Source organism: Phycisphaeraceae bacterium, from assembly GCA_020851465.1.
Classification (GTDB): Bacteria; Planctomycetota; Phycisphaerae; order Phycisphaerales; family Phycisphaeraceae; genus JADZCR01.
Genome location: JADZCR010000010.1, coordinates 89,089 through 115,154, shown reverse-complemented (window position 1 = coordinate 115,154; position 26,066 = coordinate 89,089). Strand labels below are relative to the sequence as shown.

Sequence of the window (26,066 nt, the reverse complement as noted above, 5' to 3'; positions counted from 1 at the left end):
CGTTTATTTGACACCGGTCATCGCTGCCAGCGGTGTCTCGATCGTCAATTGCTGGCCGTCCGCTTTCGTCAGCGTCAGACGCAGCACCGTGGCCAACTGCGGGTCCACCGGCTCGTCGAGCTTGAGGCGAAACAGATACGCACGGGTGATCGGATCGTAAAACTGAATCTGCTGCTTGCGTGTCAGCACCGCCACATCCCACGAATAGAGGCGGTCGCCCGATCCCACCACGCCCGACTTCAGAGCCGTCGTCAGGTCGAAGTGGTAGTGCCCCGACGCCTTGAGCGAATCGCCCATGTCATCGAGCAGTTCGATGCGCGTCTCCAGCAGCGTCGTCTGGCCGTCCTGCACCAATCTCGATGACGGATAGACGCGCAGCCGCACCACGCGCGGCTCCCACGTCGATTCTTCATCGGATGAGACGGCGCGGCCGAGCTTGGCGAACGGACCGCCTTTCCATTGGGCACACGCGGTGACGGCGGTGAGGAGGATTGCCGCGAAAATGAGCGACAGGACATGACGAGCCATGAATCAAGATTAAACAGCCCGTCGCCGCCGGGCAAGCGGTTCGTCGTCAGGAAGGCTCAAAGGGGCAGAAACCGCGCGATGAGTCGCTCCGCCAGCGCGATCAACTGCGTCGCAGCCTGGAGCTTGTTTTCATCCGCCTGTGCCTGTTCCATGGCCCGGATGAATTCCGGATCTTCTCGCAGGCTGGTGATAACCGAGTCGATGAGGCGTACCCGGTCGATCGCCGCCGCCAGATGCGGATGAGCGCGCGACCAGTTTTCCCAGCGCTGGCCGATGCGGAGTGACACCAGATCACGGAGGAAGGACGTTTCCATCAGCGGTTCTCCTGTGTAGCGGGGAGGGAAGAAGGGCGGGCAAAGCGCAGACGCCACAGGTCCGCGCCGGTGATTTCGGTCAGAAGCTGATCCTGCCGTTCGAGCAGCTCAATCGCGCGGTGCTGGGCCTGTGCAGCGGCGCGGAGATTGTCCGCGCGAGTCTGTCGCTGCTGCGCCAGGGTCAGTTCCTGCCGCATCAGTTCCTCACGCGCTGCCGCGTAAACTTCCGCCGCCTGACGGATCCACTCCGTCGTCGGGGCGGCCTGTTCGCGCAGATCAGCATCGAACCCGTCAGCGATGGACGCCCGCGCCGCATCCAGACCGGCGCGATCTCTCGCGGCATCAGCGGTGAGGTTCTCCGCTTCCGCACGCATCGCCTGCTCGCTGATCCGCAGCAGCGGAGCCACCGAAGGCGGGCTGGTGCAGCCGGTGAAAGCCGCCAGCGCCAGTCCTCCGGCGATCATCAAACAGTCAAGCCGTCTGTTTCCGCGTTTCATCGTGCATCCTTTCGAGAAGTTGTTGAAGCCGGGTCTGGGTCTGCTCGAAGCGTTCGATGGCGCCGATGTTCCGCCGCACCAGCTCGACCATTTCGTGCAGCTCCTGCCGCTCGGAGAGAATCCGCTCGTGTGCCTCGCTGAGCTGCTCCTCGCGTCTGCGTGAGTGCAGCCGCTCCCAGACCCAGAGCACGCCCATGAGTCCCGCGACGCCGAACTGCGCCAGTTGCTGCATCATTTCCGCAGGCATGAGAAATCTCCTTTGCGCTTGCTCGATGACGTGACGGATGCGTGTGGGCGATCCGTTGCGGGCGTTGATGTCGGGTTTTTATCTGCGGCAGAAGCGCAACACGCCCAGTTCGCGGGTGAAGTCGGCCCGTCCGTCACCGTCGAGGTCCAGACGAATCCGCGCGGAACGGCAGGCCGTCCCGAAGCGGCGGTGATATTCCGAGGCCTTCTTCCACAGCTCGCCGTTGTCTCCCGTCAACGCCACCGCGCCGGTGTAAATCCGCTCCAGCGTGCCCAGCGTCTCCAGTCGCGCCATCACCGAAAGCGAGACGATCATGTCCTTGTTGATCATGCCGTCGCTCTCGTCGGGATCGATCCCCAGCATCAGCAGCAGCGCATCGTGAACCAGTGCTGCCTGCGGCGCGAACGAGCGGACGATGATTTCCAGCCCCATGCCGGCCGTCGGAGGCGTCGGCGTGTCGGCGCGGTTGGGACGCAGCTTTGAGACGACCAGCGTGTGCGCATCGGTTCGTGAAATGACCTCGAGCGGTACGTCGGCGGCGACGACCACGCAGCTCGGCTCGACCCCCTGCGCCGCAAAGTCGGATGCCGCGCTGCTGAGCGTCGTCCCGCTGATGATGCCGTCGTTGGCGCGACAGCGTTCCAGGGCGACCGAGGCGGCGTCCGCAAAAACCGAGGGTTCATACGCCAGCAGATCGCGATCGGTGGAAAACATGGAAGGCTCCGTGATTTGCCGCCCCCGTCCGATGACGGAGGGCGGGCCAAAGGTGATGACCGGGACGAATCCCGCGTCCGACGATTAAGCCGGACGCGAGGCGGTGTGCCGTGGAGGGACACGGGAGAGAAGTGACCGCGTGAGACACCGAGCTCGCGCGGCGGCGGCAGGCAGAGCTTTCGACGGTCGGCCAGTCCGGGACCGAAGCGGCGTATGCCGGCGGGCCCTGGGGCGCAAGTCACTCCGGGCGCCGCTCCGGTTCCGGCAGCCGGCCAGGATCAGGAAGTCGCCAGCCCGCGGATCAGGCCGTGGGCGTTCTCGTTGCGCATTTCCAGCGTGTACTCGCCGATCACCTGGCCGACCTCACTGTCACCGGTGCTCGCCTGCTTGCGGAAGTGAAAGCTGCGGCCCGCCAGCGGCAGCACCTCGATCCGCGAGCTGTCGAGCAGCAGCACCGTGTCGGCGGGCACCCAGCGCGACAGCACCACGCGGCAGACGCCAAAGTCGCTCTCGTAACTGCTCACGAGATTTTTGAAACTCTCCTGCCTCGCGGTGTAACGCTGGTTGCTGGTGATGAAGGAATTGATGCGCCGTTTCTGAAATCCGCTGACGGCGATCGTGTCGATCTTGGCGGAACTCTGCTCCCAGATGAATCGCAGCGCGGTGTTGATCTGCTCCTCGGTGAGCTGGTTGTTTGAGCCGCCGGTGCCTGCGGGAAAGCCCGCAGCGTTGTTGACGAATACGTTGGTCGCCAGATGCGGAATGATGCCGCGCAACGTGCGGCGCACACTGGCGGAGCCTTCGGGGGTCGAGACCGGCGCCACGCCGTTGACCACGCATTGCTCCAGATCGCGCAGCAGCTCGCGCAGCCGTTCCGCTTTCTGGTAGTCGAGTTCGTCGCCGACCGCGATCTGTTTGGCCGCCAACTGCGACCCGGAAACCTCCACCGCCGCGGTGAAGATCTGGGTGTAGTTGCTCTTGCGTGCGCGGTTGGTGAAGCGTGTCGCCGGGCGGTCGTCGCCTTCCAGCGCAGCATTTCCCAGAATGCGCAGGGCCTTGTTGTCGGCCAGCGGCTCAGCGGTCGTCCCGCCGTAACCGCGCACCACCGTCAGCGTGTTGGTCGAAACACCCGTGACCAGCATCACCTCACGCGAATTGGCGACCTGGATCTGATCGCCGACGCGGAAGCGCGAGCCGTTGTCCACGACAAACGAGGTGTCCGTCGTGGCGTTGGTGTAGGTCGCGTCGTTGATCGCGTCCCCCGCCGGCAGCAGCTCGTCCGAGAAGCTTCCCCGTCTGGAACGCACCACGTTTACCTGGCACGAAAACCAGATTCTCGTCGTGCGACAATGATCCATCGCCACAGGGTCTCAGCGTAAGGTGGATGTGGGCGTTCGGGTCTACCCGGCTCCGAGGGAGATCGTCGCCGCAGGGAATCTGGATGGTCATCTCGAAACCATGCACCAAAGATGATTGCAGAAGCCTTACACGCCGTGTAGTATATCTGGCATGAATACGAAGAACACGAGCATGTCCATAAGTGAGGTTCTGGCCGCCCTGGTTGCATCGGAAGAGGGCGGGCGCGCCATGATTGCCGCCAGGCTCGGTGCCTCGGAATCCAGTTTGGCTCGTTGGCTTGGCGGACGCAGCAGGCCCCAACCGGACGTCGAACGGCAGATACGTTCATTGGCGATCAAACGTGGGCTAGTACCAGATGATGCACAGCCTTCCCTATTCTTGCCAGCCGCAGGTGGTGCCGAATCAACAGTCCGTATGGCGCTTTCTGCGACATTGAGGCAGGTTCGAGAGGTACTCCACAGCACGGGCCGGCTTTCCTCACGTCACGAGGCGCTCGACGAAGTTGCCAAGCTGCTGTTCGCGCACGTTATATCCATTGACACAGGGGGACCAGGCATCAACAGAGATCTGCTGGGCGGCCCAAGCGCGGCACCATCGCTACGCGCTTTCGTCGAAGGGGTGTTCAGACTCCACCTGCCGGTTTCGCTGGCACACGAGGTGACACCCGCAGACTTTCATCTTCGATTGAGGGACAATGAACATGCCTTGGCCAACAGCCTCATTGACTGCTTTGGTCGCCTCGCGTCGCCCGAGATCATGCGTCAGATGCGCGATGCGGGGAGCGCCGACCTTGTCAACGACACATTTGGACAGTTTCTAGTTGATTCATTCTCCGACGAGAAGGAACTGGGCCAATATCTGACCCCACCAGAAGTGGTGCGGTTCATGGTTAGGCTGGGGCTCCACTCAATGCCTTCTGAACAGATGCGTCTGATCTGTGATCCTGAAGCTGGCGGTGCTGCGCCAGTTATCCTCGATCCGTCATGCGGCGTTGGGTCATTCCTGGCCGAGACCATGCGCGTGCTCTACGGGCGAATGCGCGAACATCACGGAGCGCAGGTGTTACCGAAGTGGATCGCAAGAACTATGACGAAGGTGTTGGTCGGGGTCGATAAGAGCGAACGCATGATCCGCTTGGCGCTGACAAATCTGGCAATGTTCGGCGCGCCGACGGTCAACCTGCACCTCGCCAACGCACTTGCACGTCACGGGAACGAAGGTCGCACGATGGATGACCTTCAGGGACGCGCCGCTCTCATCCTGACCAATCCACCCTTTGGTGCTGAGTTTGACCGTTCGGACGTAGGGGCGTTTCGGGTCGCCCGCCTTTGGGCAAACGGCTCCGCTTCAACCATCGACAGTGAGATACTTTTCATGGAGCGATACATGGACTGGCTCGCGCCGGGGGGAGTACTCGTGGCGGTGGTGCCAGACAGTATCCTCACGAACCAGGGCATCTTTGCTTCATTGCGTCGCGGCCTAGCCGCCGACATCGACCTTATCAGCGTGATATCGCTCCCGCCTGTGACGTTCGCCGCCGCCGGGACGAACACGAAAACCTCCATCCTGCATCTCCGCAAGAAGGTTGGTGGTACGGCCACACCGAAGGTGTATTTCGCGATCTGTCAGGATATCGGTTTTGATGTGTCAAAACGGGGCTCACAGCGTGTGCGAATGAGGACAGATCGCAACGATCTGGATGCCGTGTTGAAGGAAGCCACTGGTCAACAGACCCCCGTCTTGGGGCGCTATCGGTCCTTTGACTCAGACGAACCCCGGTGGGATGCAACCTTTCACGCGGGGCTCTCCGATCTCGTCATGGACCAACTCCAGGCGAAGGATGGGAAAGCTACGATGCTCGGGGACTTCGCCGACCTCGTAAATGATCGCACCAACCCTTCGCGGTTTGGTGATGGAGAGTTCGAGTACATTGAAATTTCCGACATTGATGGGACATCGGCCTCGGTTCGCTCCAGCCGAGTGCCGTGCAAGAACGCTCCGAGCCGAGCGAGGAAACTCGTCGCGGCGGGTGATGTGCTGATTTCGACCGTGCGGCCGGAACGGAAGGCCATCGGCATTGTCCCTCCGTGGCTCGATGGTGCGGTTTGCTCGACGGGGATCGCAGTGCTGCGTCCGAAGCAGGTGCACTCTCTTGTCTTGGCTCGCGTTCTCCAGATGGATTTTGTCAACCTCCAACTGCTCCGCAACAACATCGGCATAGCGTACCCAGCCTTCGACGAGGCTTGTCTTCCGAAGGTTGTTCTGCCGCTGAAGCCACCGGCAATGGAGAAACTAGGTTCGCTGGCCGAACGAGTGACTCGGGCTCGTCATCAGGTCGCCGACCTAGAGCGCGATTTCGACGCTGCGGTAGCGGCCGAGACCGGTGCGTGAATGATCATTCAAGGTTCCACACTTCGGATAAGGTCGCGAACCACGACCCATTTCCAATCTGGCATGGCGGATTCTGATGCACATGCTCTGGATACTCGACGCAGCGGGGTAATCCATACGGCTTCTCATCTCTCGGAACAGATCGCGCAAATGCAAAGTCCCTGATGTTTCCCGTTCGCAAGAACAGGCTTACGGCGAAGATGTCTTGCGTGATGAACTTGCAGCTGCTCGTAGGGTAGAAATTCTGCCGCTGTTTCTCGGTCCAGGTCGCAGGTTCGCCCTTGGGTGGTGTAGTGGTGCTGTGGATGAGCCGCGCACATGCCGTATCGGTGCCCCAGATCGATTTCACCTCGATGCGCTTGGTAACTCCATTCTTTTCGACCTCAAAGTCGTAGTTATTGTACGCACCCAGATGGCGGGCCATGTCTTCGGACATGCGGCGAACAGTGAACCCTTCTTCCAGGGCGTGCTCAACGAAGAAGTATTCCGCCAAGCCGCTCAGTACCTTGGCTGAAGCACCGTACTGGTCGATCTCCAGATGCGATGTGGTATCCAGTTCCCTGAGAGCCAACTCGAGCGCCTTGCGGTTATTGTCCCCGGTGTAGACCTCACCATGGGCCACGCCTGCGGCGGCATCGACGTCGATGATCCGACCCTTACATATCTCGCGCCAAACCCCGGTGCCCTGGACATAGGCAGCCGGCACAAACTTCCCGGTGCGGCCTCGCTGTAGAACAACCCGGTTCTCGGGCGTGATCCTGACCGTGAATGAAGCCCGGAAGTGGCCTTGGCCTGGCAGCTTCTGGATTGTGCGGTCAAGCGTGTCGATTGGAATCAGCAGAGGGCACAGGACAGCAAACAGGGCCTCTGGAGTGGCTCCAGCATAGCGCGAAGCAAGGGCATCGATGGTTACTGCCCGTGCTGGCACCTCTGGGAATGGGGCAACCTGCTCTGGGATCTTTGCTTTTGCCATGGGCGGTGAACCTCGGTCGCGAAGAACCGAGGAAGCGTATCACGGTGATGTTTGCCACACAACATGACCGAGTACGCCGCGCCGCTGGACTTGGGCCCTGGTCGGCGCATTTCTGCTGCGACGTTCTACCGGTAGACCTGATTTCATCGTCTGGCCGGAAAATCTCCGTTTCCCCCTCAAAGTTCCGCGCCGCTTGTCGATGCATGGCAAGTGGCGACCGCCAGGTCGGCGTCACGCCGTGGACCTTCGTCAGGAGAAAATCTGAGCTTCCGTGTTCAACTCGGCCGGATTCCACGAAAAGACAACAGTGGAGGATCGCGATGCCGCCCGCAGGCCTGTCGCGCGATGTCGCCGCCAGTTCGTCGCTCGGCCGGGTAATTGATGAACAGGCGCGGGACGCGGGCCTGCGAACGGCATAGGTAACAAAGGGAGGGAAGCATCGCGGAATCGCCGGACACCTGGGCCGCGGTGCGGGTAGGTAGTGAAGGAAGGGGTCGTCGAGCGCGAAACCGGTGATTTCACCGACAAATCGCCCGACAGCCGGGTAATCGACTAATAGGCGTGGGGCCGGACGCCCCGGGCCACAAGCACAAGGAGATGCAGATGCCTCTGCCAAGTTTCATCGGTTCGAGAACGGATTGGGATGTCGAGCAGGAGCGCCAGCTGCGGGCGGCGTTCCCCCACGACGAGGAGGGCTTTCAGCGGGCCTGGGAGCGGCGCTACCCGGTCTCCGTGGCCGGTGCCATCGCCGAACTCAAGTCGCGCGGGCTGAACGTCAACGAGGACAACTTCGCGCTGTTCTGCGACCTGGAATCGCTGCAGCGGATCGGTAGGAACTACGTCCTGCACGCCGCTGACGTGGATCGGGTCGCCGAGACGCTGGTCGCGGCCAACCGCTTCAGTGGTCTCGCGCTGCGGCGGAAGAACGACGGGATCAGCTACGCCGAGGAGCGCGAAGGCCTGCGGCATGTCCTGGACACCCGTCGCCGGAAGGCGGCCGAGGCGGTGGGCGTCAGCCCCGAGGAGTTGACCGCCGCCATCCGCTGCGGCGGGATCGCCGACCCGGCCTACACCCCCATCGACCTGGAGCAGGCCAAGGAGTGGTTCTCCGTGAACCACGACAACGCCGAGTTCCAGCAGCAGCTGCAGGAGGTGCGGTAATGAACACGACGATCCACAACGACATCATCCTGGCCTCCACGGAGGTCACCATCGAGGCGGCGGAACGCAAGCAGCCGACCGTGTCAGTCCTGGCCTACTCCGGCGCGATCATGAGGATCACGGGCTGGGGTCCGCTGGCCGTTGACCTTTCCGGCATCCAGGCCGGTGACACCATTCCGCTACTGGTCGATCACGATTCGACCCTCGGCGGGATCGTCGGCCACGGCACCCCGGCGGTGCGGGATGGGAAGTTGTTCGTCACCGGCAGCATCGCCGAGGCGACCGACGCCGCCCGCAAGGTGATCGAACTGGCCCGGGGCGGATTCCGCTTCGGGGCCTCGGTCGGCCTGGAGCCGGTGGAGCATGTGCGCGTCGGCGGCGGTGAGAAGATCTCCGTCAACGGCCAGAACATCACCGCCCCGGCCGGAGGCATGGTGCTGGTGAAGCGCGGGGTGCTGCGGGAGGTTTCGATCACGGCGGTCGCCGCCGATCGGAACACCGCCGTGTCCATCGCCGCCAGCAAGGGCGCGATCGACGGTGGTGAAGATGATGTTCTTGCCGCCGAGCGCACGCGCGTGTCCGCGATCATGAAGTTGACCACCAAGAACCCCGAGATCGCCGCCAAGGCGGTGTCGGAGGGGTGGGACGCGACGAAGACGGAGTTGGAGGTGCTGCGGGCCTCGCGTCCGAAGCCGCCCTTCGTGAACACCTACGCGCCCGTGGCCAGCGCCGAGGTGATCGAGGCGGCCTTCGCCTTCCGCATGGGCCTGGGCCAGGTGGCCGAGAAACACCTCAAACCCGATGTGCTCGAGCAGGCCCACCGCCTGGGCATCACGCACTCGCTGGATCTGTGCCGCATGGCCCTGGTCGCGGAGGGCATGGATGTGCCCAACAACCGCGAGGCGATGGTGAAGGCGGCGTTGTCCACCATGTCGCTGCCGACGGCGCTGGGCGACCTGGCCAACAAGAACCTGCTGGATGCCTACGCCGAAGCGCCCGCGACGTGGCGCTCGTTCGCGGCGATCCGGTCGGTGGCCGACTTCAAGACCAACACCACCATCAGGCCCTCGTTCACGGGCGGCTTGGAGCAGGTGGCCCCGGGCGGTGAACTGAAACATGGGCGCGTCGGCGAGTGGACCGCCAGCTACAAGATCGACACCTACGGCAAGCTGCTGGGCATCGACCGCCGCGACCTCATCAACGACGACCTGGGCGTCTTCGCCGAAGCCTCGGCCGCGATGGGTAAGGCGGCGATGCGGAAGCTCAACGACCTGGTGTTCTCGGTGCTGCTGGCCAACGCCAACAATTTCTTCGGCGCGGGCAATGGGAACTACATCTCCGGCGTCGATTCGGCCCTCAATTTCGACTCCCTGGCCAACGCCATCAAGGCGATGCTCGGCCAGAAGGATGAAGAGGGGAACGACCTGGACCTGCGTCCGGCGGTCCTGCTGGTGCCTCCGGCGCTGGAGACGCTGGCTCGGGCGTTGCTCGAGTCGGAGTACATTCAGGCGGCGGTGAACCTGCCCACCGGCAATTCGCTGCGGAACGTGGTGAAGCTGGAGGTCGAGCCGCGCCTGGCCAACACCACCAAGTTCGGCAACCTGGCCAGCAACGCCCACTGGTATCTGTTCGCCCCTCCGGCGGCGACGGTGATGGTGGTCGCGTTCTTGAATGGCCAGCAGAATCCGACCATCGAGTACCAGGGCCTCGAAGCCAACATCAACACGCTCGCCGCGCACTGGCGCGTCTACCACGACTTCGGTTCCGCGCTGGTTGATCCCAGGGCGGGCGTCCGGAGCAAGGGAACGGCATAGGTCTCCTGTTCGAGGGGCGGGAGGGTGTCCATGACCTCCCGCCCCTTTCCCTGTGCCGGTTGAGCAAATTGATCAACTGAACCAACCACCCACCGATCCAATCAGCGAACCATCCCACCGAACCATCGATCCCTCGTGCCCCTGGCGGGCAGGGAAACGCGGGCGCTATGCCTGCATGTCGAACTGGAGATGGTCATGATTCTCGCGCAGGACGCGCCCGAACGCGTCGGCAAGTTCACCTTCACCGTCCGGCCCGCCGAGCCGACGCCGGAGTCCCAGGAGCGGTGGAACGAGCGCATCGACGCGCTGGCGGACCTGCTGCTGGAACTGTGGGAGGAAGAACAAGAACAACTGCAGCGCGAGCAGCTGGCGACCATCGCGGCGAGGAACTGAATCATGGTCGCTGCCACAGACATCGTGCGCGAGTATCAGGATGGTCCCGACCATGCCGCCGAGGACCGCGCCGTCGAACAGGCATACCGAAAGGCCTTCGTCGAGGAAGCCCGCCGCATCGTGCGTGACTGGGCGCACCCGCCCGGCCCGCTGCCGCCGCCGGACCCCGAGCCGGTGTCGATGCGGGAGATCCTCGCCAAGCCCCGTCGCGACCCACTGGCCGAGGAAGAGAAGGCCGGTCGGCAGCGCCATCGACTGCGTGAGAGATTCACGGTGTACGGGGCGGGAGACGCCGGACCCAAGACTCATCATCTCGGCTATCGCCCCGGGCACGAGGTGCCCGCGGCCCGCATGCGCGGTCGCCATCACGCGATGGCCTACGTGACGATGTTGTGGCACGACAGCGACACCGCCGACCTGGACATCTTCGACCCCAGGCTGCTGTGCCCCTGGCTGCGGGCGGTGGAGCTGTGGGCCGGCGGGCCGATTCGCCGAAACAGGATCGTGCCGCCGCCGAGACCGTTGGAGGTGGTGCCGTTGGAAGAACTCGGAGAACCCATGCTCGCACCCGCGCCCGTTCGGCCGTGGCGCATGCCGCCATCGCCGCAGGGGAATCTGGTTACACCACCATCGTCACCACCGCCGCCGCCGCCACGGATCAGGCTGACCCGCGCCGACCAGATTGAGATTCGCCCGCCGCAGTGGTTGTTGCGGGGCATGCTCGAACGCGACACGTTCGCGCTGATCTTCGGCGACCCCGGCTGCGGCAAATCCTTCCTGGCCATCGACTGGGCCTGCCGGATCGCCACGGGTACGCCGTGGCGCGGGCACCCCGTCAAGGGCGGCCCGGTCGTCTACGTCGCGGGCGAAGGCCGCCAGGGTTTTGGCAGACGCATCCAGGCTTGGAGCGAGCACCACGGCGTCAGTCTGGCCGGGGTTCCGTTGTACCAGGTCCCATCGGTGGCGATCCCTGATCCGACCGACCTCGTCGCCTTGTTCACCGCCATCGACACCGGCATCGCGGCCGTGGGCAGGCCCGCGCTCATCGTGATGGACACGCTGGCCCGCTGCTTCGGCGGCGGCGACGAGAACTCCACCCAGGACATGAGCAAGTTCGTGGCGGCATGCGACCTGATTCGCCAGCGCTACGACTGCACGATCTTGGTGGTGCATCACGCTGGTCATGGCGACAAGAGTCGTGCGCGCGGTGCCATCGCGCTGAAGGCGGCGCTCGATGCGGAATATCGCTTGGAGAACGAGAATGGCCTGCTGCTCACCGCCACGAAGATGAAGGACGCCGAGACCCCGACGCCCGTGGCATTACGCCTGGTCACGGTGGAATTGCCCGACCTGCTGGATGATTACGAGAACCCGGTGACATCGGCGGCGGTCGAGGTGCTCGATGCCGATACCAGCGCGATCATGTCGCAGGCGAAGGCCGCGATGTCGGGCAAGTGGCAGAAGACGGGGCTGAAGATCGCTAAGCGCCTGGTCGGCGAAGGTGACGATGGGCAGGCCAGCGTTTCGGACTGGCACAAGGCATGTGAAGCCGCCGGGATGCGGCAATCCACCAGGTACAGCGTGCTGGCCAAGCTGCACGAGCAGCGGTTGATCAACGTGGATGGCGACGTCATCAGCAGCGCCTGAAAACACGCCCTCCAATTCCATTCCAATTCCAATGTCCCCTATAGGGACATTGGAATTGGAATGAAAATTGGAATGAGGGCCGGAAATGGAAGGAATGGAAATTGGAATTGGAAATTGGAATGACGCTAACCACCGACCATCGCTGCCTTTGCAGCAGCCGAGGCGCGGCGGAACGGGAATCGCCGAACGCAGAATTGGAATCGCGGCCAACGACCAGCGGGCGGGACCGGTTCCTTCACCACCAGCAACCTGGCCGATGGCCGGGGGAACGGTCGGGCGCGGGGTTTTTGTTTGTGCGCGATGGCGAACGGCAGGTCAAAGAATGTTTGACCTGACCGGCCAACGGGCCGCCACGGGGCGCGACGACGGGCGCGGTGGTAGGTCGGGCCAAGGCGAGGCCCGAGGACGCGACGTGGGCCGCCCCAACGCCAAGGGTGGGCCAACGGCGCAGAAGGCAGGTGGGGAAATCGCCACCTGCGGCAGGTTCGGAAATTCCGAACCTGACCGGCCATAGGTACTCCGGCGGGCCTGCGGCGAGGTGATGGCCGTGGGAACGCCAACCAGTAGCGAAAGACTTTCTTGTTGTACTTCTTTTTTTCGATGCACGACGACGAGCCCATTTTCGGCATGCAGATCAGCCACGTGCGGGCCATTCTCGGCTTCGCCTGCCGCGAGGTTATGCGCACCGGCAGGCCGCTGGGCATCCGGCGCTACCGCGACATGGACGTGGTGCTCGTGCCGCTGGCGGAATGGGAACGTCTGAAGGCGGTGGCGCGGCAGATGGTGGTGACCAACGAGAAAGACCCCGGCGTCGGGCCGGGGTCAGAAGCCGGGAGGGCCGATGTTACCCGTTGACGGTGAACAGGCCCCGGTCGGTCTTCTTGAACCGGGCGTCCTTACTCTTGGCGGCGATCTCCCTGATGATCGCGGCGTAGATCGTGGCCTGCGGCGTCTTGCCGCCGGTCTTCCACAGGCCGCTGGCCAGCATGGTCTCGACCATCGCCTTGGCGTTCATCGGCTCCTTGGCGTCGGCCAGCACCTTGGCGGCGGCGTCGAGGCCGGACATGGGCTTGTCGGCCTTCGCCGGGGTGGTGGCGGGCTTCGCCTTTGCGGCCTTGGCGGGCTTGGTCGCCTTGGTGGTCTTCGCGGCCTTTGGGGTGGTGCTCTTCTTCGACATGGCAGTCTCCTGCTACGGGTTTCGGTTCGCCCGGACACGCGCCCGGGCGGCTCGGCATGCGAGCAGCAATCAGTTACCTCAACGGGCGGGAGGATCAAGCTAAAACATTACTGAATAACGAGTTACGAGGATTATGCCTTGATGTTCTCCGGCACTGGAGGTAGGGCTGGCTGGCGAAAGGAGACGTGTATGCACGCAACAACAGAAACAATCCTGGCGGTGGGTTACGCCCGCCGATCGACGGACATGCAGGAGAGGTCGATCCCCGACCAGAAGGCCTTTGTGGAGCGATGGGCCAAGGAGCATGGATACCGCATCCTGCGCTGGTATGTCGACGATGCGATCAGCGGCACCAGCACACGCGGCCGAGATGCATTCGAACAGATGATCCGCGACGCCGAGGGGGGTAAGGGCGGATTCGATGCGGTGCTCTGCTACGACATCTCTCGCTTTTCGCGCGGCGGCACCAACGAGACCGGCTACTACCTGCACCGCCTCAAGATGGTCGGGGTGGAAGGTGTGTTCTGTGCCGAGGGCATTCCGCAGGGCGATGAGGGCGAACTGCTACAGGGCGTGAAGTCCTGGCAGGCCCGCCAGTACAGCGTGAAGCTGTCGCGGGACAGCATTCGGGGTCAGCACTCGACGGTGACGATCCGGCACAGCGCCATGGGTGGTCGCGCTCCCTATGGCTACGACCGGCAGTATCAGATGGCTGATGGAAAGCCGCTTCGGACCATACGCACGCTGTGCGATGGCCGCCGACAGGAGTTCGATGCCGAAGGCAGGCACATGCGGTTCATCGACGCCGACGTGCCGCTCGGGAAGAAACTAAAATCCGACATTGTTCGGCTCGTGCCCGGCGACCCCGAGCACATCAAGGTCGTCCGGTTGATCTTCGACATGTGTGCCAAGGGATTCGGGTTCCGCTCCATCGTGATCGAGCTAAGCCGACGCGGCATCGCAGGGCCGATGCGATCCGAATGGAACCGCATGGCGATCAAGACGATCCTCCAGAACCCCGTCTACCGCGGCGCATTGGTCTGGAATCGCAGGACGTTTGGGAAGATCCATGCGGTGGCAGCCGACGGGACGCCATGCCCTAAGAAGGCAGGCGGTAGCACCCGCAACTCGAAGGACCGTTGGATCGTAATCGAAAGCGTACACGAGCCGCTGGTCTCCGATGCGGTATTCGAGAAAGCCCAGCGTGAGATGGATCGACGACGCGACAAAGGCGGCCTGGCTCGCCCGACCAAGCGGTATCTTCTTTCCGGCCTGATCAAGTGCATGCACTGTGGGTTCAACTTCCACGGCGCGATCCTAAAGAACGACGCCGGCGAGATTCGCTACTACACCGATGGCGGCTATCGTGCCCGCGGAATCAGCGTTTGTCGTTCAACGCACATCCAGGCGGCGGCATTGGACGAGTTCGTGATGCAGCGAGTTAGCGCCATCATTCCCGCCGACGAGAAGGCGATGGCTGCTGCCACCCAGCGGTTCATAACTGCCCTGTCCGCAAAAGCCGCAGCACAAGACAACGGCACTGCAATCGAGAAGGAGTTGGCGGCGGTCAACCGTCGCATCAAGGCGCTCGTCACCACGCTCGCTGATGGGGATCTGAACGATCTTCCGGAGGTCAAGCAGGCCCTGACGGAGATGAAGCGGCGGCGGGAGACGCTCAATGCTCGGCAGGCGAACACCGCTTCGCCAGCAGCCCGGTTTACCGACGAGCAGGCAAGGGAATGGGCGACCGCGACGCTACATGACCTCGCCGGTGCGCTTCGTGGCAAGCCAACATCTGAAACGCTGCGTCGGGTCATCCACAACTGCGTGGACCGCATCGAGATCGACCCCGAGGCCAAGCGGGGCCGTTTGTTCCTGCCAACCGACACTTGGTCCCTTCTTCAGCTCTCTGCTTCCAGACGGGGAACGAGCGCATCCTCCAGCCACTCGTGAACCGTCGATTGCGCCGCGCGGGAGGCGTCACCCAAAGCGTCGAGCAGCGGCGTCTCAAACGGACTGACAATGCCGATGATGTCCGACACATCTTCGGCAAGCTCCGGCAGGGACGCGCCGGCGGAGTAGGTGGCTTTTCCGGTAAATGACATGAGCAGGCTCCTTGTGTTGAAAAAGGTCAGAGGGGTGCATGCGCAAAAACGCAGTGACGAAGAAATGACGCAACGGAAAACGCAGCGGCGATCACGACTGGCGTCTGGCGCGCAGATATTTCATCAGGTCGAGCCGGTTGCCGGTCTGGATGGCCCGTTGAGCCGCCAGGTCCGCCGCCCGCTGCGGCACGGGTCGAGTCGATCGGGCGGGCATCGCCGCCGGTCCCGGTTCGCGCTGACGAAACAGATACGGCTTGTGCCGACGCAGATCATCAATCGCCAGCTTCAGGTCCGGCTCATCCATCTCCTGCACCGCCGCCTCCGTCAGCAGCCGCGCCGCGTGCAGATCAATCGTGTCGGACTGCGCCAGCAGCGCGTCGATCTTCTGCCGCCGCTCCAGGAGACGGATCGTTTCCTTCGCTGCGTTCAACTCCGCCGACATAGCCGCAACATCGAATGCGTCAGCGGGTTTCGTTTCAGGCGTCGGGTTTTCATTTTTCTTGGGCATGGCTGTTTCCACGGGGTCAGGGGTTGATCTTCAGCAGTGACGACGATTACCGATGAGCTTGCGAACGTGCTGGCCGGTGCGCGCTTACGAGGCGTGCTCCGCGCGAGGCGTTTCCGCGGACGCTTCCGAGGGTCTGGGAGATTCCGGGGACGGGTTGAGGTCGTGGTAACCCAGTTCGGTGAGCACTTGTCGTGGCGGGATGCCGATGTCGAGTTTGAGTTTGGCATCGCGGAGGCGTTGGCCGGAGTCTTCGGGCAGCGGGCTTGGCCAGTCGATGCGGATGCCGCGTTCGTCGGGGGAATTGCGCAGGATGCCTGCCGTATCCGCCGCGTGCAGGAGCAATTCACAGAGACGTTGGATTCCCGCGCCGTAGGTGACGCGCTTTTTCTCCGTCCGCGCCAGCAGGCCCATCATGGTGACGCGCAGCGCGTTTTCGCTGGTGAGGTTGCCCAGACGGTTCTGGATCAGACCTGCCGCCAGCGCGGTGACGGCACTGGTCTTGTCCATCGCCTCACGGATCTGCGCGATGTGCGATTCCTCGCTGGGGCTGTTGGCATCTCCGCCGAACTCCTCGATCGTCGCCCGTTCGTTTTCGGTGGACCACATCTGGCCGGGACCGACGGGCTTATCATTGAAACCTTCGATGCCTTTGCCCAGGTACATCTTGAAGCTCTGAAAAGTCACGCGGTTGGCGCGGTCGGACAGCCGGATGTTCAGCTCATCCTGCAACGGGATGAGCGGCTCGACCTCGCTCAGCCCGTCGTAAAAGAACGGCTGAGGCAGATTCTGAATGTGGACGACGGGAATGCGGCCCAGCGCGTTGACGGATCGTTCGATGAGTCGCCGCTTGCCCGAGTCGTCGTCCTCAAACCGCTCGACCTGTCGGGCCGTCCAAACCTCGGTGCTGGTGACGCTGGCGCGACGAGCCGGCTCGCAGCCGACCATCCGCCTGCGCAGCCGCGTGAACAAGCCGCCCGATTCGACCTCGTGAGTCAGGCGGCGGTAGTGGACGACATAGGCGTCGAGCTGTCGGTAATCATCACAACGCAGCAGCGGAACAGCCCGCGGCGCTTCCACCAGATCGAGTGAGAATGCCTCAGCCGCCCGGCTCGCATCACCCGTCGGGCTGACGCGCACCAGCACATCCGTGTAGCCGTACACCGCGCCGAGCAAGGCCAGGTCCTGAAAAAATTGTGCCCCGCCTGCCCGGTCGAACACATCGCGCAGGAATCGCTCGATGATCGTCGCGCGGGTGGCGTCAGCCGCGGTGCTCTGAATCGTCACCCCTTTGCCGAACATGAAATCCACCAGCGCGTGAATGCGCCAGGCGATGTCGTTCTCGATCACCACTTCACGAGGCGACTGGTCACTTGGCCGCTCGCTGTTCTGAAAACGTCGCGGCAATCCCTGCTCCTGACCCAGCGAGTACCACCGACCGCGAATCTCCGCCTCGGAGAGCGTGTGCATCGGATTGCGGTAGTAATCCCACAGCCGCTCCAGCCGCGGCAGCGTGACGGTCTTGTGCTCCGTTAACAGCACGTCGAGCAGTTGAGATGAAAGAACGGTCATGAGTGCCCCCGGTGTCGGGTGAATGAAGCTGACACCCTGGGCCGCAAAAGCGCGTTTGTGCGCGCGGAGATGGCGTAGAAAATGGCCGACTGGCGGTAAACCCTGCTGCCGACTGCACCCAAAACGCCAACAATTTTTTACTCAGGCGACAGAATGTTCGCGTTGTGTTCGGTACTGTGCGGGCGGCATGTCGTAAAGATGTGAATGGGTGGCGGTTATGGTGACGCAAGGGCGGAGTTGATGCTCCAGGCTAGTCGTCGCCATCAGGCGATCTGATGAGCCTTCGCGTCCCGCAATCAAGTGTAACACTTTATAGAATAAGACGTAAAGATTCGATCGTTCGGTCTGATCCTGTGATCTGTGGCGGCTTTTTCCACACGGATTTTCCCCTCGCCATCGCAGTCGGCATGGGTGGCCTCAATCCCCAACGCCAGTTTCGCACCTTGCGTCCGAAAACGATGATGATTTAATAGGCACCTCATGGACAGAGCTGAACAGGAATTGGACATTCTCGAACGCATCAGCCAAATCCTCGGCGATGGCCTGGAGTTAAATCAGGTTTTTCAGCGGGTAATGACGCTGCTCAGCGAGCGATTGAGCGTGCAACATGCCTCGCTGGTGTTATGGGATGAGGCCTCTGACCAATTGCGCATCGTTGCTGCGGTTGGGTTGTCTCCTGAGGAGATAGCCCGCGGGCGTTATGCGCCGGGAGAGGGCGTTACCGGACGGGTCATGCTCACTGGCCAACCGCAGATCATTCCCGATATTTCCCTTGAACCGGGTTTTCTCAACCGCACCGGAAGTCGGGTGATGATGACCGAAGGCGGGGTCAAGGCGGGTGAGGATCGCTGGTGGGGTGAGGAGGGGAAAAAAGATTCGCGGTCGGTGCTTCAGGCCGGCTCGTCCCGGTCGTCATCGACAGCCTTGTCCTCGCGCCAGCCGCCGATCAGTTTCATCTGCGTGCCGATCAAGGATGGCGACCGTTTCGTGGGCGCGATCAGCATTGATGAGCCGTTCGTCGATGAGCCGACGCTCTACGCCGACGCGCGGCTGCTGACGATCATCGCCGGCTCGATCGGTCAGACGATCCGCATTCATCATCTGGTGCAGGTGGAGAAGTCGCATTGGCTGGAGGAAAACCAGCAACTGCGCGACAACCTGCGCACGCGCTACCAGTTCGACAACATCATCGGATCGAGTCCGGCCATGCTCGACGTGCTGGCGACGATCGGCCAGGTCGCCGCCAGCCGCGCGACCGTGCTGCTGCTGGGTGAGACCGGCTGCGGCAAGGAGCTGATCGCCAAGGCCATTCACTACAACAGCCCGCGCAAGGATAAGCCGCTCATCCGCGTCAACTGCGGCGCGCTGGCGACCTCGCTGCTGGAGTCCGAACTCTTCGGCCACGTCAAAGGCGCCTTCACCGGCGCGATGAAGGACAAGCTCGGCCGGTTCGAAGCAGCCGACGGCGGGACGCTCTTCCTCGATGAGGTCGGCACGCTCGAAACGCAGCTCCAGGTCAAGCTGCTCCGCGTGCTCCAGGAGCGCGAGTTTGAGCGCGTGGGCGATCATCGTTCCATCAAGGTCGATGTCCGCGTCATCGCTGCGACCAATCTCGATCTCGAAAAAGAGGTCAAGGAAGGCCGCTTCCGCGAGGACCTGTATTACCGGCTCAATGTCGTGACGATCAACCTGCCCGCCCTGCGCAGCCGGCGCGAGGACATTCCGCGGCTCATCGACTATTTTCTGGACCGCTACAACAAGGAAAACGGGCGAAACCTGCGGAAAATCAGCGGCGGAGTCCTCAGCACGCTGCTGCGCTATCCCTGGCCGGGTAACGTGCGCGAGCTGGAAAACGCGGTGGAACGCGCCGTCGTGCTCAGTCAGGGCGAGGAGTTCACCGAAGATCTGCTGCCCTTGCAGATCCGCCTCTTTGCTCATCAGGGTCGCGGCGATTCCGTGGAAGATTCGCTCGAAGGTCTGGCGTCCAAGCTGGCGTCCCACGCGATCAAGGAGCACGAGATGCGCGAAGGCACGCCGGGAACGATCTACGAAGTGGTCATCGGTGAAGTGGAGAGGCAGCTCATCCGCGAGAGCCTCGACCGGCACGCAGGTGTCAAGACGCGAACTGCCGACTACCTGGGGATCAATCGCAACACGCTCAATAAAAAGGTCCGCGATTTCGGAATCGAAACAGCGGATTGAAGCAACCGTCATCAGGCTGCGCTGCGCGTCGCCGCGATGCCGTCACCGAAGGCTTTCACTGGATTTACCGCATGGATCGGTTCACCCGACGCATCCTCGATCATCTGTCCGATCAGCGTTACCGTCCGCGGCAGTTGGCGGAGCTGGCAGCCGATCTGTCCATCGACGCCCCGGAGCGCGATGAGTTTCGCCGCAGCGTCGAGCATCTCATCGAAAACGGTCAGGTGGTTCTGAGCACGAGCAACGCGGTCGTGCTGCCTCCGCCGGGACGCGAGATGACCGGCGGGTTTCGTCTCAACGAGCGGGGCTTCGGTTTCATCGTGCCCGACTCGCCGACCGAGCACGGCGACCTGTTCGTGCCTCAGGGCAACACCAACGGAGCGATGACCGGCGACCGCGTGCGCGCGCGGGTGATCCACGCGGGAAATCGCGGCGCGGGCAAGTCGCCTTATCTGGGTCAGGTCGTGGACATCATCCAGCGTGCCGAGAAACGCTATGTCGGCAATCTCGCCAAACGCGGCTCCGGCTACGTCGTCGAGATCGACGGCCGCGTCTTCAGCCAGCCGGTGATCGTCCGCGATCCTCATTCCCACAACGCCAAGATCGGCGACAAGGTCGTTGTCGAGTTGCTCGAATACCCGACAGAAACCGCGCCGGCGGAAGGAGTCATCACCCAGGTGCTCGGCGAGCAGGGCGAGCCGGAAGTCGAGACGCTGGCAGTGATGCACGCCTACGGTCTGCACGAGGCGTTTCCGCCTCAGGTTCTCCAGGATGCGCGCGCCGCGGCGCAGGGATTTCACGACGGCATCGTGCCGCCGGAGCGCGAGAATTTCACGCAGGAGTTTGTCTGCACGATCGACCCGCCTGATGCGAAGGACTTTGACGACGCGATCAGTATCCGCCGGCTCGACGGCGGCGATGAACCATCCCGCCGGGGGCACGCCTTCGAGCGCGGCGCGGAGACCGGCTCGGCAGCGTGGGAGCTGGCGATCCACATCGCCGACGTTTCACACTTCGTCAAGCTCGACAGCGCGCTCGATACCGAGGCGAGGCAGCGCGGAAACTCCGCCTACCTGCCGCGCAAGGTCGTGCCCATGCTCCCCGAACTGCTCTCCAACGGCGTCTGCTCGCTCCAGGAGGGCGTCCACCGTTTCTGCAAAAGCGCGATTGTCCGTTACGACCGCCTCGGTCAGGTCGTCGGCGCACGCTTTGCCAACACCGTCATCCGTTCCGCCAAGCGATTGACCTATCTCGAAGCGCAGGCATTGATCGACGGCGACATTCGCGAGGCTCGTCGTCACGCGCGCACCGAGCCGAAGTATTCCTCCCAGCTCATCGACACGCTCAAGCTGATGAACGAGCTGGCCCATGTGATCCAGCAGCGGCGCGACCGTGAAGGCATGATCGTGCTCGGACTGCCCGAGGTGGAGCTGGTCTTTGATGACTCAGGCCGCGTCGTCGATGCCAAGCCCACCGATGACGCTTACACGCACAAGCTCATCGAGATGTTCATGGTCGAAGCGAACGAAGCCGTCGCGCGGCTGTTCGATTCGCTGCGCGTGCCGATGATCCGCCGCATCCATCCTGATCCTGATGCGCACGACATCACGGAGCTGCGGCAGTTTGCGCGGGTGGCGGGATACAACATTCCCAACCGCCCCAGCCGCAAGGAACTTCAGCAGTTGCTCAACGCGGTTCGCGGCAAGCCCGCGCAGCACGCCGTCCACCTGGCGGTGCTCAAGACGCTCTCCAAGGCGGAATACTCGCCGCTGCCGATCGGACACTTCGCGCTGGCGAGCCGGCACTACACGCACTTCACCAGCCCGATCCGCCGCTACCCCGACCTCGTCGTGCATCGAGGATTGGACGCCTATTTCGAGGCGTCGCGGTCGGCGGCGTCACGCTCCGCCGAGCGATCACGGCAGAAGTCGCGGCAGGTTTCGGAAGCGAAGATCGGCGACCTGATGCGCAACGACCCGCGCTGCCCGGATGAAAAAGCGCTCACCGAGCTTGGACGCCACTGCTCCGCCACCGAGCGCAACGCCGAGGCCGCCGAAGACGCGCTGCGAACCTATCTCGTGCTCGACTTGCTCAGCCAGCAGCTTGGTGAGGATTATCAGGGCACGGTTTCCGGCGTGACCGCAGGCGGCGTCTTTGTGCAGATCGATCACTATCTCGTCGAAGGATTCGTCAAACTCGACGACCTGCCCGGCCTGCCTGACGACCGCTGGCGCATGAACCGTAACACCGGCGCACTGGTCGCACAACGCAGCGGAAAGTCCATCACCATCGGCGACCGCTTCGTCGTCCGCATCGCGCGCGTCAATCCTCAGAGCCGCCAGATGGATCTGGTCGTCATCAGCGATCCGGCTCGAAAAACCAAGACGCAACAGGCCGGCAAGCCCAGACGCACGCAGCCGCCGGGCGCGAAGAAATCGCACCAGCAGGCGCAGCGGTTCAAGATGAGAAAAAAACGCGGCCGTCATCACGGACGGCGCTGACGTGACTCGTCGCGCAGCTTATTCACCGCCGACGGATCAGCAGGTTACGCGCCGACGGTCGGCAAGGTGCCGCGTCGCGGCTGGAGCATGTCGAGTGTCTCGATCGCCCGCACGAGCAGGCGCACACCGAAGCCGGTCGGACCTTTGAGAAACAGGCTGCTGTCCGCTTTGACATCGGCGACACCGGCGATGTCGAGATGGCACCAGGGCAGGTCGGGGAGTTTCCGTGGTCCGTCGGGTTCGATGAAGAACGAAAGGAACGCTGCTGCGGTACACGCGCCGGCTTCGCGGCCGCCTGCGTTGAGGATGTCGCCGTGTGTTCCCTTGATCTGTTGCCGATGCTCGTCCCAGAGCGGCATGTGCCAGAGTCGCTCGCCGGTGTATTCCGCCGCGTCAAAGAGGTGGCTGCGGAAAGCCTGATTGCCGCAGAACGCACCGGCGCAAACCGTCCCCAGCGCGACGACGCAGGCTCCGGTGAGCGTCGCCAGATCGATCACCGCGCGCGGCTGGTAGGTCTTCGTGCCGTACGCCAGAGCGTCGGCGAGGATGAGCCTGCCCTCGGCGTCGGTGTTGAGGATTTCACTGGTCACGCCGTTGTGATGCGTGAGGATGTCGCCCGGACGGTAGGCATTTTCACCGAGCATGTTTTCGGCGACGGGGACGATGCCGACGACCGGCTGAGGAATCTTCAGCCGCGCGATCGCGTGCATGGCGCCCAGCACCGCCATGCCCCCGCACTTGTCGTACTTCATTTTGTCCATGTTTTCCGCCGGCTTGATGGACACGCCGCCGGTGTCAAAGGTGATGGCCTTGCCGACCAGCAGGAGAGGCCCCATCGCCGCGGGCTTGTTGCCGTGCGCGGTTTCGCGGCCGCGGTTTTTGTCCGACTGAGCCTTGGACTTTGATCCCTGTCCCTTCCATTCCAGGACGATCATCGCCGGCGGACGCGAGCCGGCGGCACCGACCGCCAGCAGACCGCCCATCTTCAGCGACTTGGCTTTCTCGGCATCAATGATCGTGCATTGCAGGCCGACCTCCCGCGCCATCTCCTTTGCAAAGTTCACGATGTACTGCGGATGGGCGACATTCGGCGGCGTGGCGGCCAGCGTGCGGGCGAGGTTGACCGATTCACCGATGCGCAGACCGCGCTCCAGACCGTCGGCGGCGGTTCGTTCCGTGCTGACCATCAGTTCGAGCGGCTTGGCGGGCGGCGCCTTGACGTCGTTACTCTTGCCTGCTGTGCCGCGGAAGGCATCGAAGTCGAAATTGGCGATCGCCAGCGCATCACCGATGGCGCGACCGGCGGGATCAGGATCGAGCTTGCCTTCGAGTCCGACAAGAATCTGCAATTCGAGTCGTTCAATTTTGGCGGCAAAGGCGGCGCGGACCAGTTTCGCCACACCGATGCGCAGCACTTCAGGATTGAACTTTTCTCTCTCACCCAGACCCAGGACGAAGATGCGCTGATTAGGATCGTCAGCACCGTAGAGCGTGGTGAGGTTACCGCGCGCCGCACTGAACTCGGCGCGTTTGATCGCAGCACTGATCACGCCGCCGCTTTTGCGATCCAGCGCAACATAGCCGGTCGGCAGTGCGGCAGGTTTTTCAAACAGTGCAATGGCGAAGGCGTTACCTGGCCGAGATGGTGCGTGCGCGATACGACGATACATGCGAGGCTCCTGGGGCCTGATTTGTGTTCAGGATAAAGGATGCGCCGCAGGGTGGGTAGTGATCCCGAACAAAGTCCTAATCCCGGTGGACAATCTATGCTGTTGTCATGCCCCCACTGAACCGCGATCAGGAAACCGACCACATACTGGAAATGTTCGACGGAAACCGCGCCGCGATCATGACCATGCTTGAGCGGCAATTCACCGTGCTGCACAACCGCGCGCAGGTGCTGCTGGGCCTTTGTGGAATCGTCGTGACGACGACCGGGTTTTCCGGTCGCCTCATCGCAGGCACGAGCCGACCCGCGCAATGGCTCATCGTCCTGGGTGTCGTGCTGGTGTTGACGGCGGCTGCGCTGGTGGTCGTCGGCGTGCTTCATCTGTGGTGGCTGACGCAGCATCCGGGAAAATCAACGCGCGACTGGCTCGGCCACGCCCTCGGCTACCGTGACCGCAAGACTCGCTTTTACCGTTTCGCCATCGTGCTGATGCTCGCCGGCCTGGTGTTCTACGTCGCGGCAATCGCCCTGATGCTGCTGAATCCCGCATCGGCGGCGATCAGCCGCTGACCGCGCGGGTGGGACAGTCGCGGAATGAGTTGTTTTCGTCTATCCTTAGCGGCCCACTGGTATTGCATCCGGAGACGATTCATGAGGTTTCGGCGACGCATCACGCTCATGGCCGCGCTGACGCTGGGTTTCCTTGCCATGTTCGCGTCGCGGCCGACCCACGCTGCAATTCCCACCGAGATCATCAAAGCCACTTCGGCGCTCTCCTCGCAGCAGCAGAACGTGGTGGACACCGAGGTCAGCATGTGGATGGGTCAGCTCGCCGCTGAGGAAGACGACCGGGTCGTCGAAGCCCGCGCCAAGCTGCTCGAACCGTTGCAGGTCGGCGGTACGGACATTTTCAATGCCGCCTATGCCGCGTCCGTCGTGCGTCACCTGTCGATCCCGCTGGCGTCGGATCGTCCGATCGCGCGGATCAACGCCATGGTCATCGCCCGCTCGATCAAGGATCCGGGTGTCGTCGTCGTGGCGCGCAAGTCGCTGACCAGCGATGAAAACGCCGCGGTGCGCTACGGTGCAGCACGGGCGATCAACATCGCGCTGACGCCCGACGCCAACGGCAACGTCTCGCTCAACGAGTTGCAGCAGAAGGAACTCCTGACCGACCTCAATAAAGTCCTGACCAAGGAGACTTCTCCGGAAGTCATCCGCCAGATCCTGACGGCCGTGGCCAAGCTCACCATCGCCGATGCCGCCAAAAATCTTTTCGATGCGTTGAATCTGCGGGTGGCCATGCACCTGAGAGACCCGGAGCTGCCGCTGCGACCGGAGATCGAAGCGTTGCGTGAGCTGCACCGCCGCATCGTCTCCAAGCGTGCCGCCAATAAAGCCTCGGTCGATGACGCGACGCTGCGCTCGATGTCGCTCACCTCGTTCCGCTATCTCGTGCTCTCAGGCGGAGGACTGGCGGCAGGCAAGCTCTCGGCGGAACGTCAAGGCGAGTGCTGGACGATGATCGAAAGCGCGGACTACTCGCTCCGCTACGCCGCTGCGGAGCTGGCTCCGTCGGTGCGTCTGCCCGCCGACATCAAAGAGCAGATCTCGCTGCGGCGCATCGCCGAAATCAATCTCCGCACCGAGGACTGGCGGACGATCCTCAGGGCGGCGCCTTTCTCGTTCAAGCCCGAAGAGCTGCGCGTCGCCGACAACAAGTAGCCGCACGTCGCGCAATCGGCGGCAGAGCGTCCGCCCTCCGGTTGATCTCGTCAGCCGTGGCCCGTGCTGGTTTTGTTCCCTACGATGATGTCTATGGCAACCACCGAAGAAATCCTGGCGTCCGCACGCGAACTGGGCAAACTCATCGCGCAGCATCCCGCTGCCAAAAAGTTTGAGGAAACTATCCGCAAACTCCAATCCGATGTCGAGGCCCAGCGCGTCCTCAACGATTACAACCGCCACCTCCAGAAGCTCGGCGAAAAAGAGCAGGCCGGCCAGCCCATCGAAGTCGCCGACAAGCAGCAGCTCGAAAAGCTTCAGACCGGCGTGATCCGCAATCCCACGCTCCGCGATTTCCAGATCGTGCAGATGGATTACCTCGACCTGATGCGCCGCGTTGATGAAGCGCTGACACCCGGCGGCGCAGCGGCGGCACCCGAACCGGTCGTCGGCTCGCCGCTGGTCAATCCTGACATCGGTCGAAAACTCAATTGACGCGGCGGCCCGTCTTTGGCGGTCCGGGAATGACGGCTGAAAAAGTTTTCAGCTAAGGTCGCTGTGCGCAGGCCGTC

At 63.0% G+C, this 26,066-nt stretch carries 25 protein-coding genes; 12 read left to right on the top strand and 13 right to left on the bottom strand.

What is annotated here, in order from left to right:
• Positions 1-3: 3 nt before the first annotated feature.
• The 6 genes from IT444_11400 to IT444_11375 all read right to left on the bottom strand — a co-directional run bounded on the left by IT444_11400 (position 4) and on the right by IT444_11375 (position 3,607).
• Positions 4-528 carry a hypothetical protein gene (locus IT444_11400; GenBank protein MCC7193377.1) on the bottom strand — a complete coding sequence of 175 codons (525 nt, stop codon included), beginning with the start codon at positions 526-528 and terminating at the stop codon, positions 4-6.
• Positions 529-584: 56 nt separating this feature from the next.
• Complete coding sequence (locus tag IT444_11395; GenBank protein MCC7193376.1) at positions 585-842, bottom strand: hypothetical protein; 258 nt, start codon at positions 840-842, stop codon at positions 585-587.
• Positions 842-1,339: a hypothetical protein gene (locus IT444_11390; GenBank protein ID MCC7193375.1), complete on the bottom strand. Its 498-nt coding sequence runs from the start codon at positions 1,337-1,339 to the stop codon at positions 842-844. The genes IT444_11395 and IT444_11390 overlap by 1 nt, the downstream gene beginning before the upstream one ends.
• A complete protein-coding gene (locus tag IT444_11385) occupies positions 1,314-1,586 on the bottom strand; it encodes a hypothetical protein (protein ID MCC7193374.1) in 273 nt (90 codons plus the stop codon). Before IT444_11385 ends, IT444_11390 begins: the two co-directional genes overlap by 26 nt.
• Before the next feature lie 78 nt (positions 1,587-1,664).
• Positions 1,665-2,300, bottom strand: a complete 636-nt coding sequence (locus tag IT444_11380; GenBank protein MCC7193373.1) for a hypothetical protein — start codon at positions 2,298-2,300, stop codon at positions 1,665-1,667.
• Positions 2,301-2,578: 278 nt separating this feature from the next.
• Positions 2,579-3,607, bottom strand: coding sequence for a DUF5309 family protein (locus IT444_11375; protein ID MCC7193372.1), 1,029 nt, complete (start codon positions 3,605-3,607; stop codon positions 2,579-2,581).
• Between the two features lie 202 nt (positions 3,608-3,809).
• Between IT444_11375 and IT444_11370 the strand changes: the two genes are divergently transcribed.
• Positions 3,810-6,050 (top strand): N-6 DNA methylase, encoded by a 2,241-nt coding sequence (locus IT444_11370; GenBank protein MCC7193371.1) that lies wholly within the window; start codon positions 3,810-3,812, stop codon positions 6,048-6,050.
• A 4-nt stretch (positions 6,051-6,054) separates the two neighbouring features.
• On the opposite strand, the gene IT444_11365 is transcribed toward IT444_11370, so the two are convergent.
• Positions 6,055-7,023, bottom strand: a complete 969-nt coding sequence (locus IT444_11365) for a hypothetical protein (protein ID MCC7193370.1) — start codon at positions 7,021-7,023, stop codon at positions 6,055-6,057.
• Between the two features lie 603 nt (positions 7,024-7,626).
• Between IT444_11365 and IT444_11360 the strand changes: the two genes are divergently transcribed.
• The 4 genes from IT444_11360 (at position 7,627) to IT444_11345 (ending at position 12,038) form a co-directional block, all read left to right on the top strand.
• Positions 7,627-8,184, top strand: a complete 558-nt coding sequence (locus IT444_11360) for a hypothetical protein (protein MCC7193369.1) — start codon at positions 7,627-7,629, stop codon at positions 8,182-8,184.
• Entirely contained in the window at positions 8,184-9,998 is a 1,815-nt protein-coding gene (locus tag IT444_11355) for a Mu-like prophage major head subunit gpT family protein (GenBank protein ID MCC7193368.1), read from the top strand. Before IT444_11360 ends, IT444_11355 begins: the two co-directional genes overlap by 1 nt.
• 195 nt (positions 9,999-10,193) lie before the next feature.
• Positions 10,194-10,391 carry a hypothetical protein gene (locus IT444_11350; GenBank protein ID MCC7193367.1) on the top strand — a complete coding sequence of 66 codons (198 nt, stop codon included), beginning with the start codon at positions 10,194-10,196 and terminating at the stop codon, positions 10,389-10,391.
• Positions 10,392-10,394: 3 nt separating this feature from the next.
• Complete coding sequence (locus IT444_11345; GenBank protein ID MCC7193366.1) at positions 10,395-12,038, top strand: AAA family ATPase; 1,644 nt, start codon at positions 10,395-10,397, stop codon at positions 12,036-12,038.
• 125 nt (positions 12,039-12,163) lie between these two features.
• Here IT444_11345 and IT444_11340 read toward each other — a convergent pair whose 3' ends face one another.
• The gene (locus IT444_11340; protein MCC7193365.1) at positions 12,164-12,550 is read right to left on the bottom strand and encodes a hypothetical protein; all 387 of its coding nucleotides are present in this window, start codon (positions 12,548-12,550) and stop codon (positions 12,164-12,166) included.
• A gap of 70 nt (positions 12,551-12,620) precedes the next feature.
• Here IT444_11340 and IT444_11335 point away from each other — a divergent pair, with 70 nt between their 5' ends.
• Entirely contained in the window at positions 12,621-12,893 is a 273-nt protein-coding gene (locus tag IT444_11335) for a hypothetical protein (protein ID MCC7193364.1), read from the top strand.
• Here IT444_11335 and IT444_11330 read toward each other — a convergent pair.
• On the bottom strand, positions 12,883-13,215 hold the full coding sequence (locus IT444_11330; GenBank protein MCC7193363.1) for a winged helix-turn-helix domain-containing protein: 333 nt from the start codon (positions 13,213-13,215) through the stop codon (positions 12,883-12,885). The two genes, IT444_11335 and IT444_11330, sit on opposite strands and share 11 nt — an antisense overlap.
• Positions 13,216-13,404: 189 nt before the next feature.
• On the opposite strand from IT444_11330, the gene IT444_11325 reads away from it, so the two are divergent.
• A complete protein-coding gene (locus tag IT444_11325; GenBank protein ID MCC7193362.1) occupies positions 13,405-15,168 on the top strand; it encodes a recombinase family protein in 1,764 nt (587 codons plus the stop codon).
• On the opposite strand, the gene IT444_11320 is transcribed toward IT444_11325, so the two are convergent.
• The 3 genes from IT444_11320 to IT444_11310 all read right to left on the bottom strand — a co-directional run bounded on the left by IT444_11320 (position 15,117) and on the right by IT444_11310 (position 17,397).
• Entirely contained in the window at positions 15,117-15,320 is a 204-nt protein-coding gene (locus tag IT444_11320) for a hypothetical protein (GenBank protein ID MCC7193361.1), read from the bottom strand. The two genes, IT444_11325 and IT444_11320, sit on opposite strands and share 52 nt — an antisense overlap.
• A 91-nt stretch (positions 15,321-15,411) precedes the next feature.
• Entirely contained in the window at positions 15,412-15,828 is a 417-nt protein-coding gene (locus tag IT444_11315) for a hypothetical protein (GenBank protein ID MCC7193360.1), read from the bottom strand.
• 84 nt (positions 15,829-15,912) lie between these two features.
• Positions 15,913-17,397 (bottom strand): phage portal protein, encoded by a 1,485-nt coding sequence (locus IT444_11310; protein MCC7193359.1) that lies wholly within the window; start codon positions 17,395-17,397, stop codon positions 15,913-15,915.
• A gap of 480 nt (positions 17,398-17,877) precedes the next feature.
• On the opposite strand from IT444_11310, the gene IT444_11305 reads away from it, so the two are divergent.
• Both IT444_11305 and IT444_11300 read left to right on the top strand, forming a co-directional pair.
• On the top strand, positions 17,878-19,599 hold the full coding sequence (locus IT444_11305) for a sigma 54-interacting transcriptional regulator (protein ID MCC7193358.1): 1,722 nt from the start codon (positions 17,878-17,880) through the stop codon (positions 19,597-19,599).
• A gap of 71 nt (positions 19,600-19,670) precedes the next feature.
• The gene (locus tag IT444_11300; protein ID MCC7193357.1) at positions 19,671-22,100 is read left to right on the top strand and encodes a VacB/RNase II family 3'-5' exoribonuclease; all 2,430 of its coding nucleotides are present in this window, start codon (positions 19,671-19,673) and stop codon (positions 22,098-22,100) included.
• Between the two features lie 44 nt (positions 22,101-22,144).
• On the opposite strand, the gene IT444_11295 is transcribed toward IT444_11300, so the two are convergent.
• Entirely contained in the window at positions 22,145-23,770 is a 1,626-nt protein-coding gene (locus tag IT444_11295) for a leucyl aminopeptidase (GenBank protein ID MCC7193356.1), read from the bottom strand.
• 107 nt (positions 23,771-23,877) lie between these two features.
• Here IT444_11295 and IT444_11290 point away from each other — a divergent pair, with 107 nt between their 5' ends.
• The 3 genes from IT444_11290 to IT444_11280 all read left to right on the top strand — a co-directional run bounded on the left by IT444_11290 (position 23,878) and on the right by IT444_11280 (position 25,989).
• Positions 23,878-24,339, top strand: a complete 462-nt coding sequence (locus IT444_11290; protein MCC7193355.1) for a hypothetical protein — start codon at positions 23,878-23,880, stop codon at positions 24,337-24,339.
• Between the two features lie 108 nt (positions 24,340-24,447).
• Positions 24,448-25,494, top strand: a complete 1,047-nt coding sequence (locus IT444_11285; protein ID MCC7193354.1) for a hypothetical protein — start codon at positions 24,448-24,450, stop codon at positions 25,492-25,494.
• 93 nt (positions 25,495-25,587) lie between these two features.
• Positions 25,588-25,989: a YlbF family regulator gene (locus tag IT444_11280; GenBank protein ID MCC7193353.1), complete on the top strand. Its 402-nt coding sequence runs from the start codon at positions 25,588-25,590 to the stop codon at positions 25,987-25,989.
• The last annotated feature ends 77 nt before the right edge of the window (positions 25,990-26,066 follow it).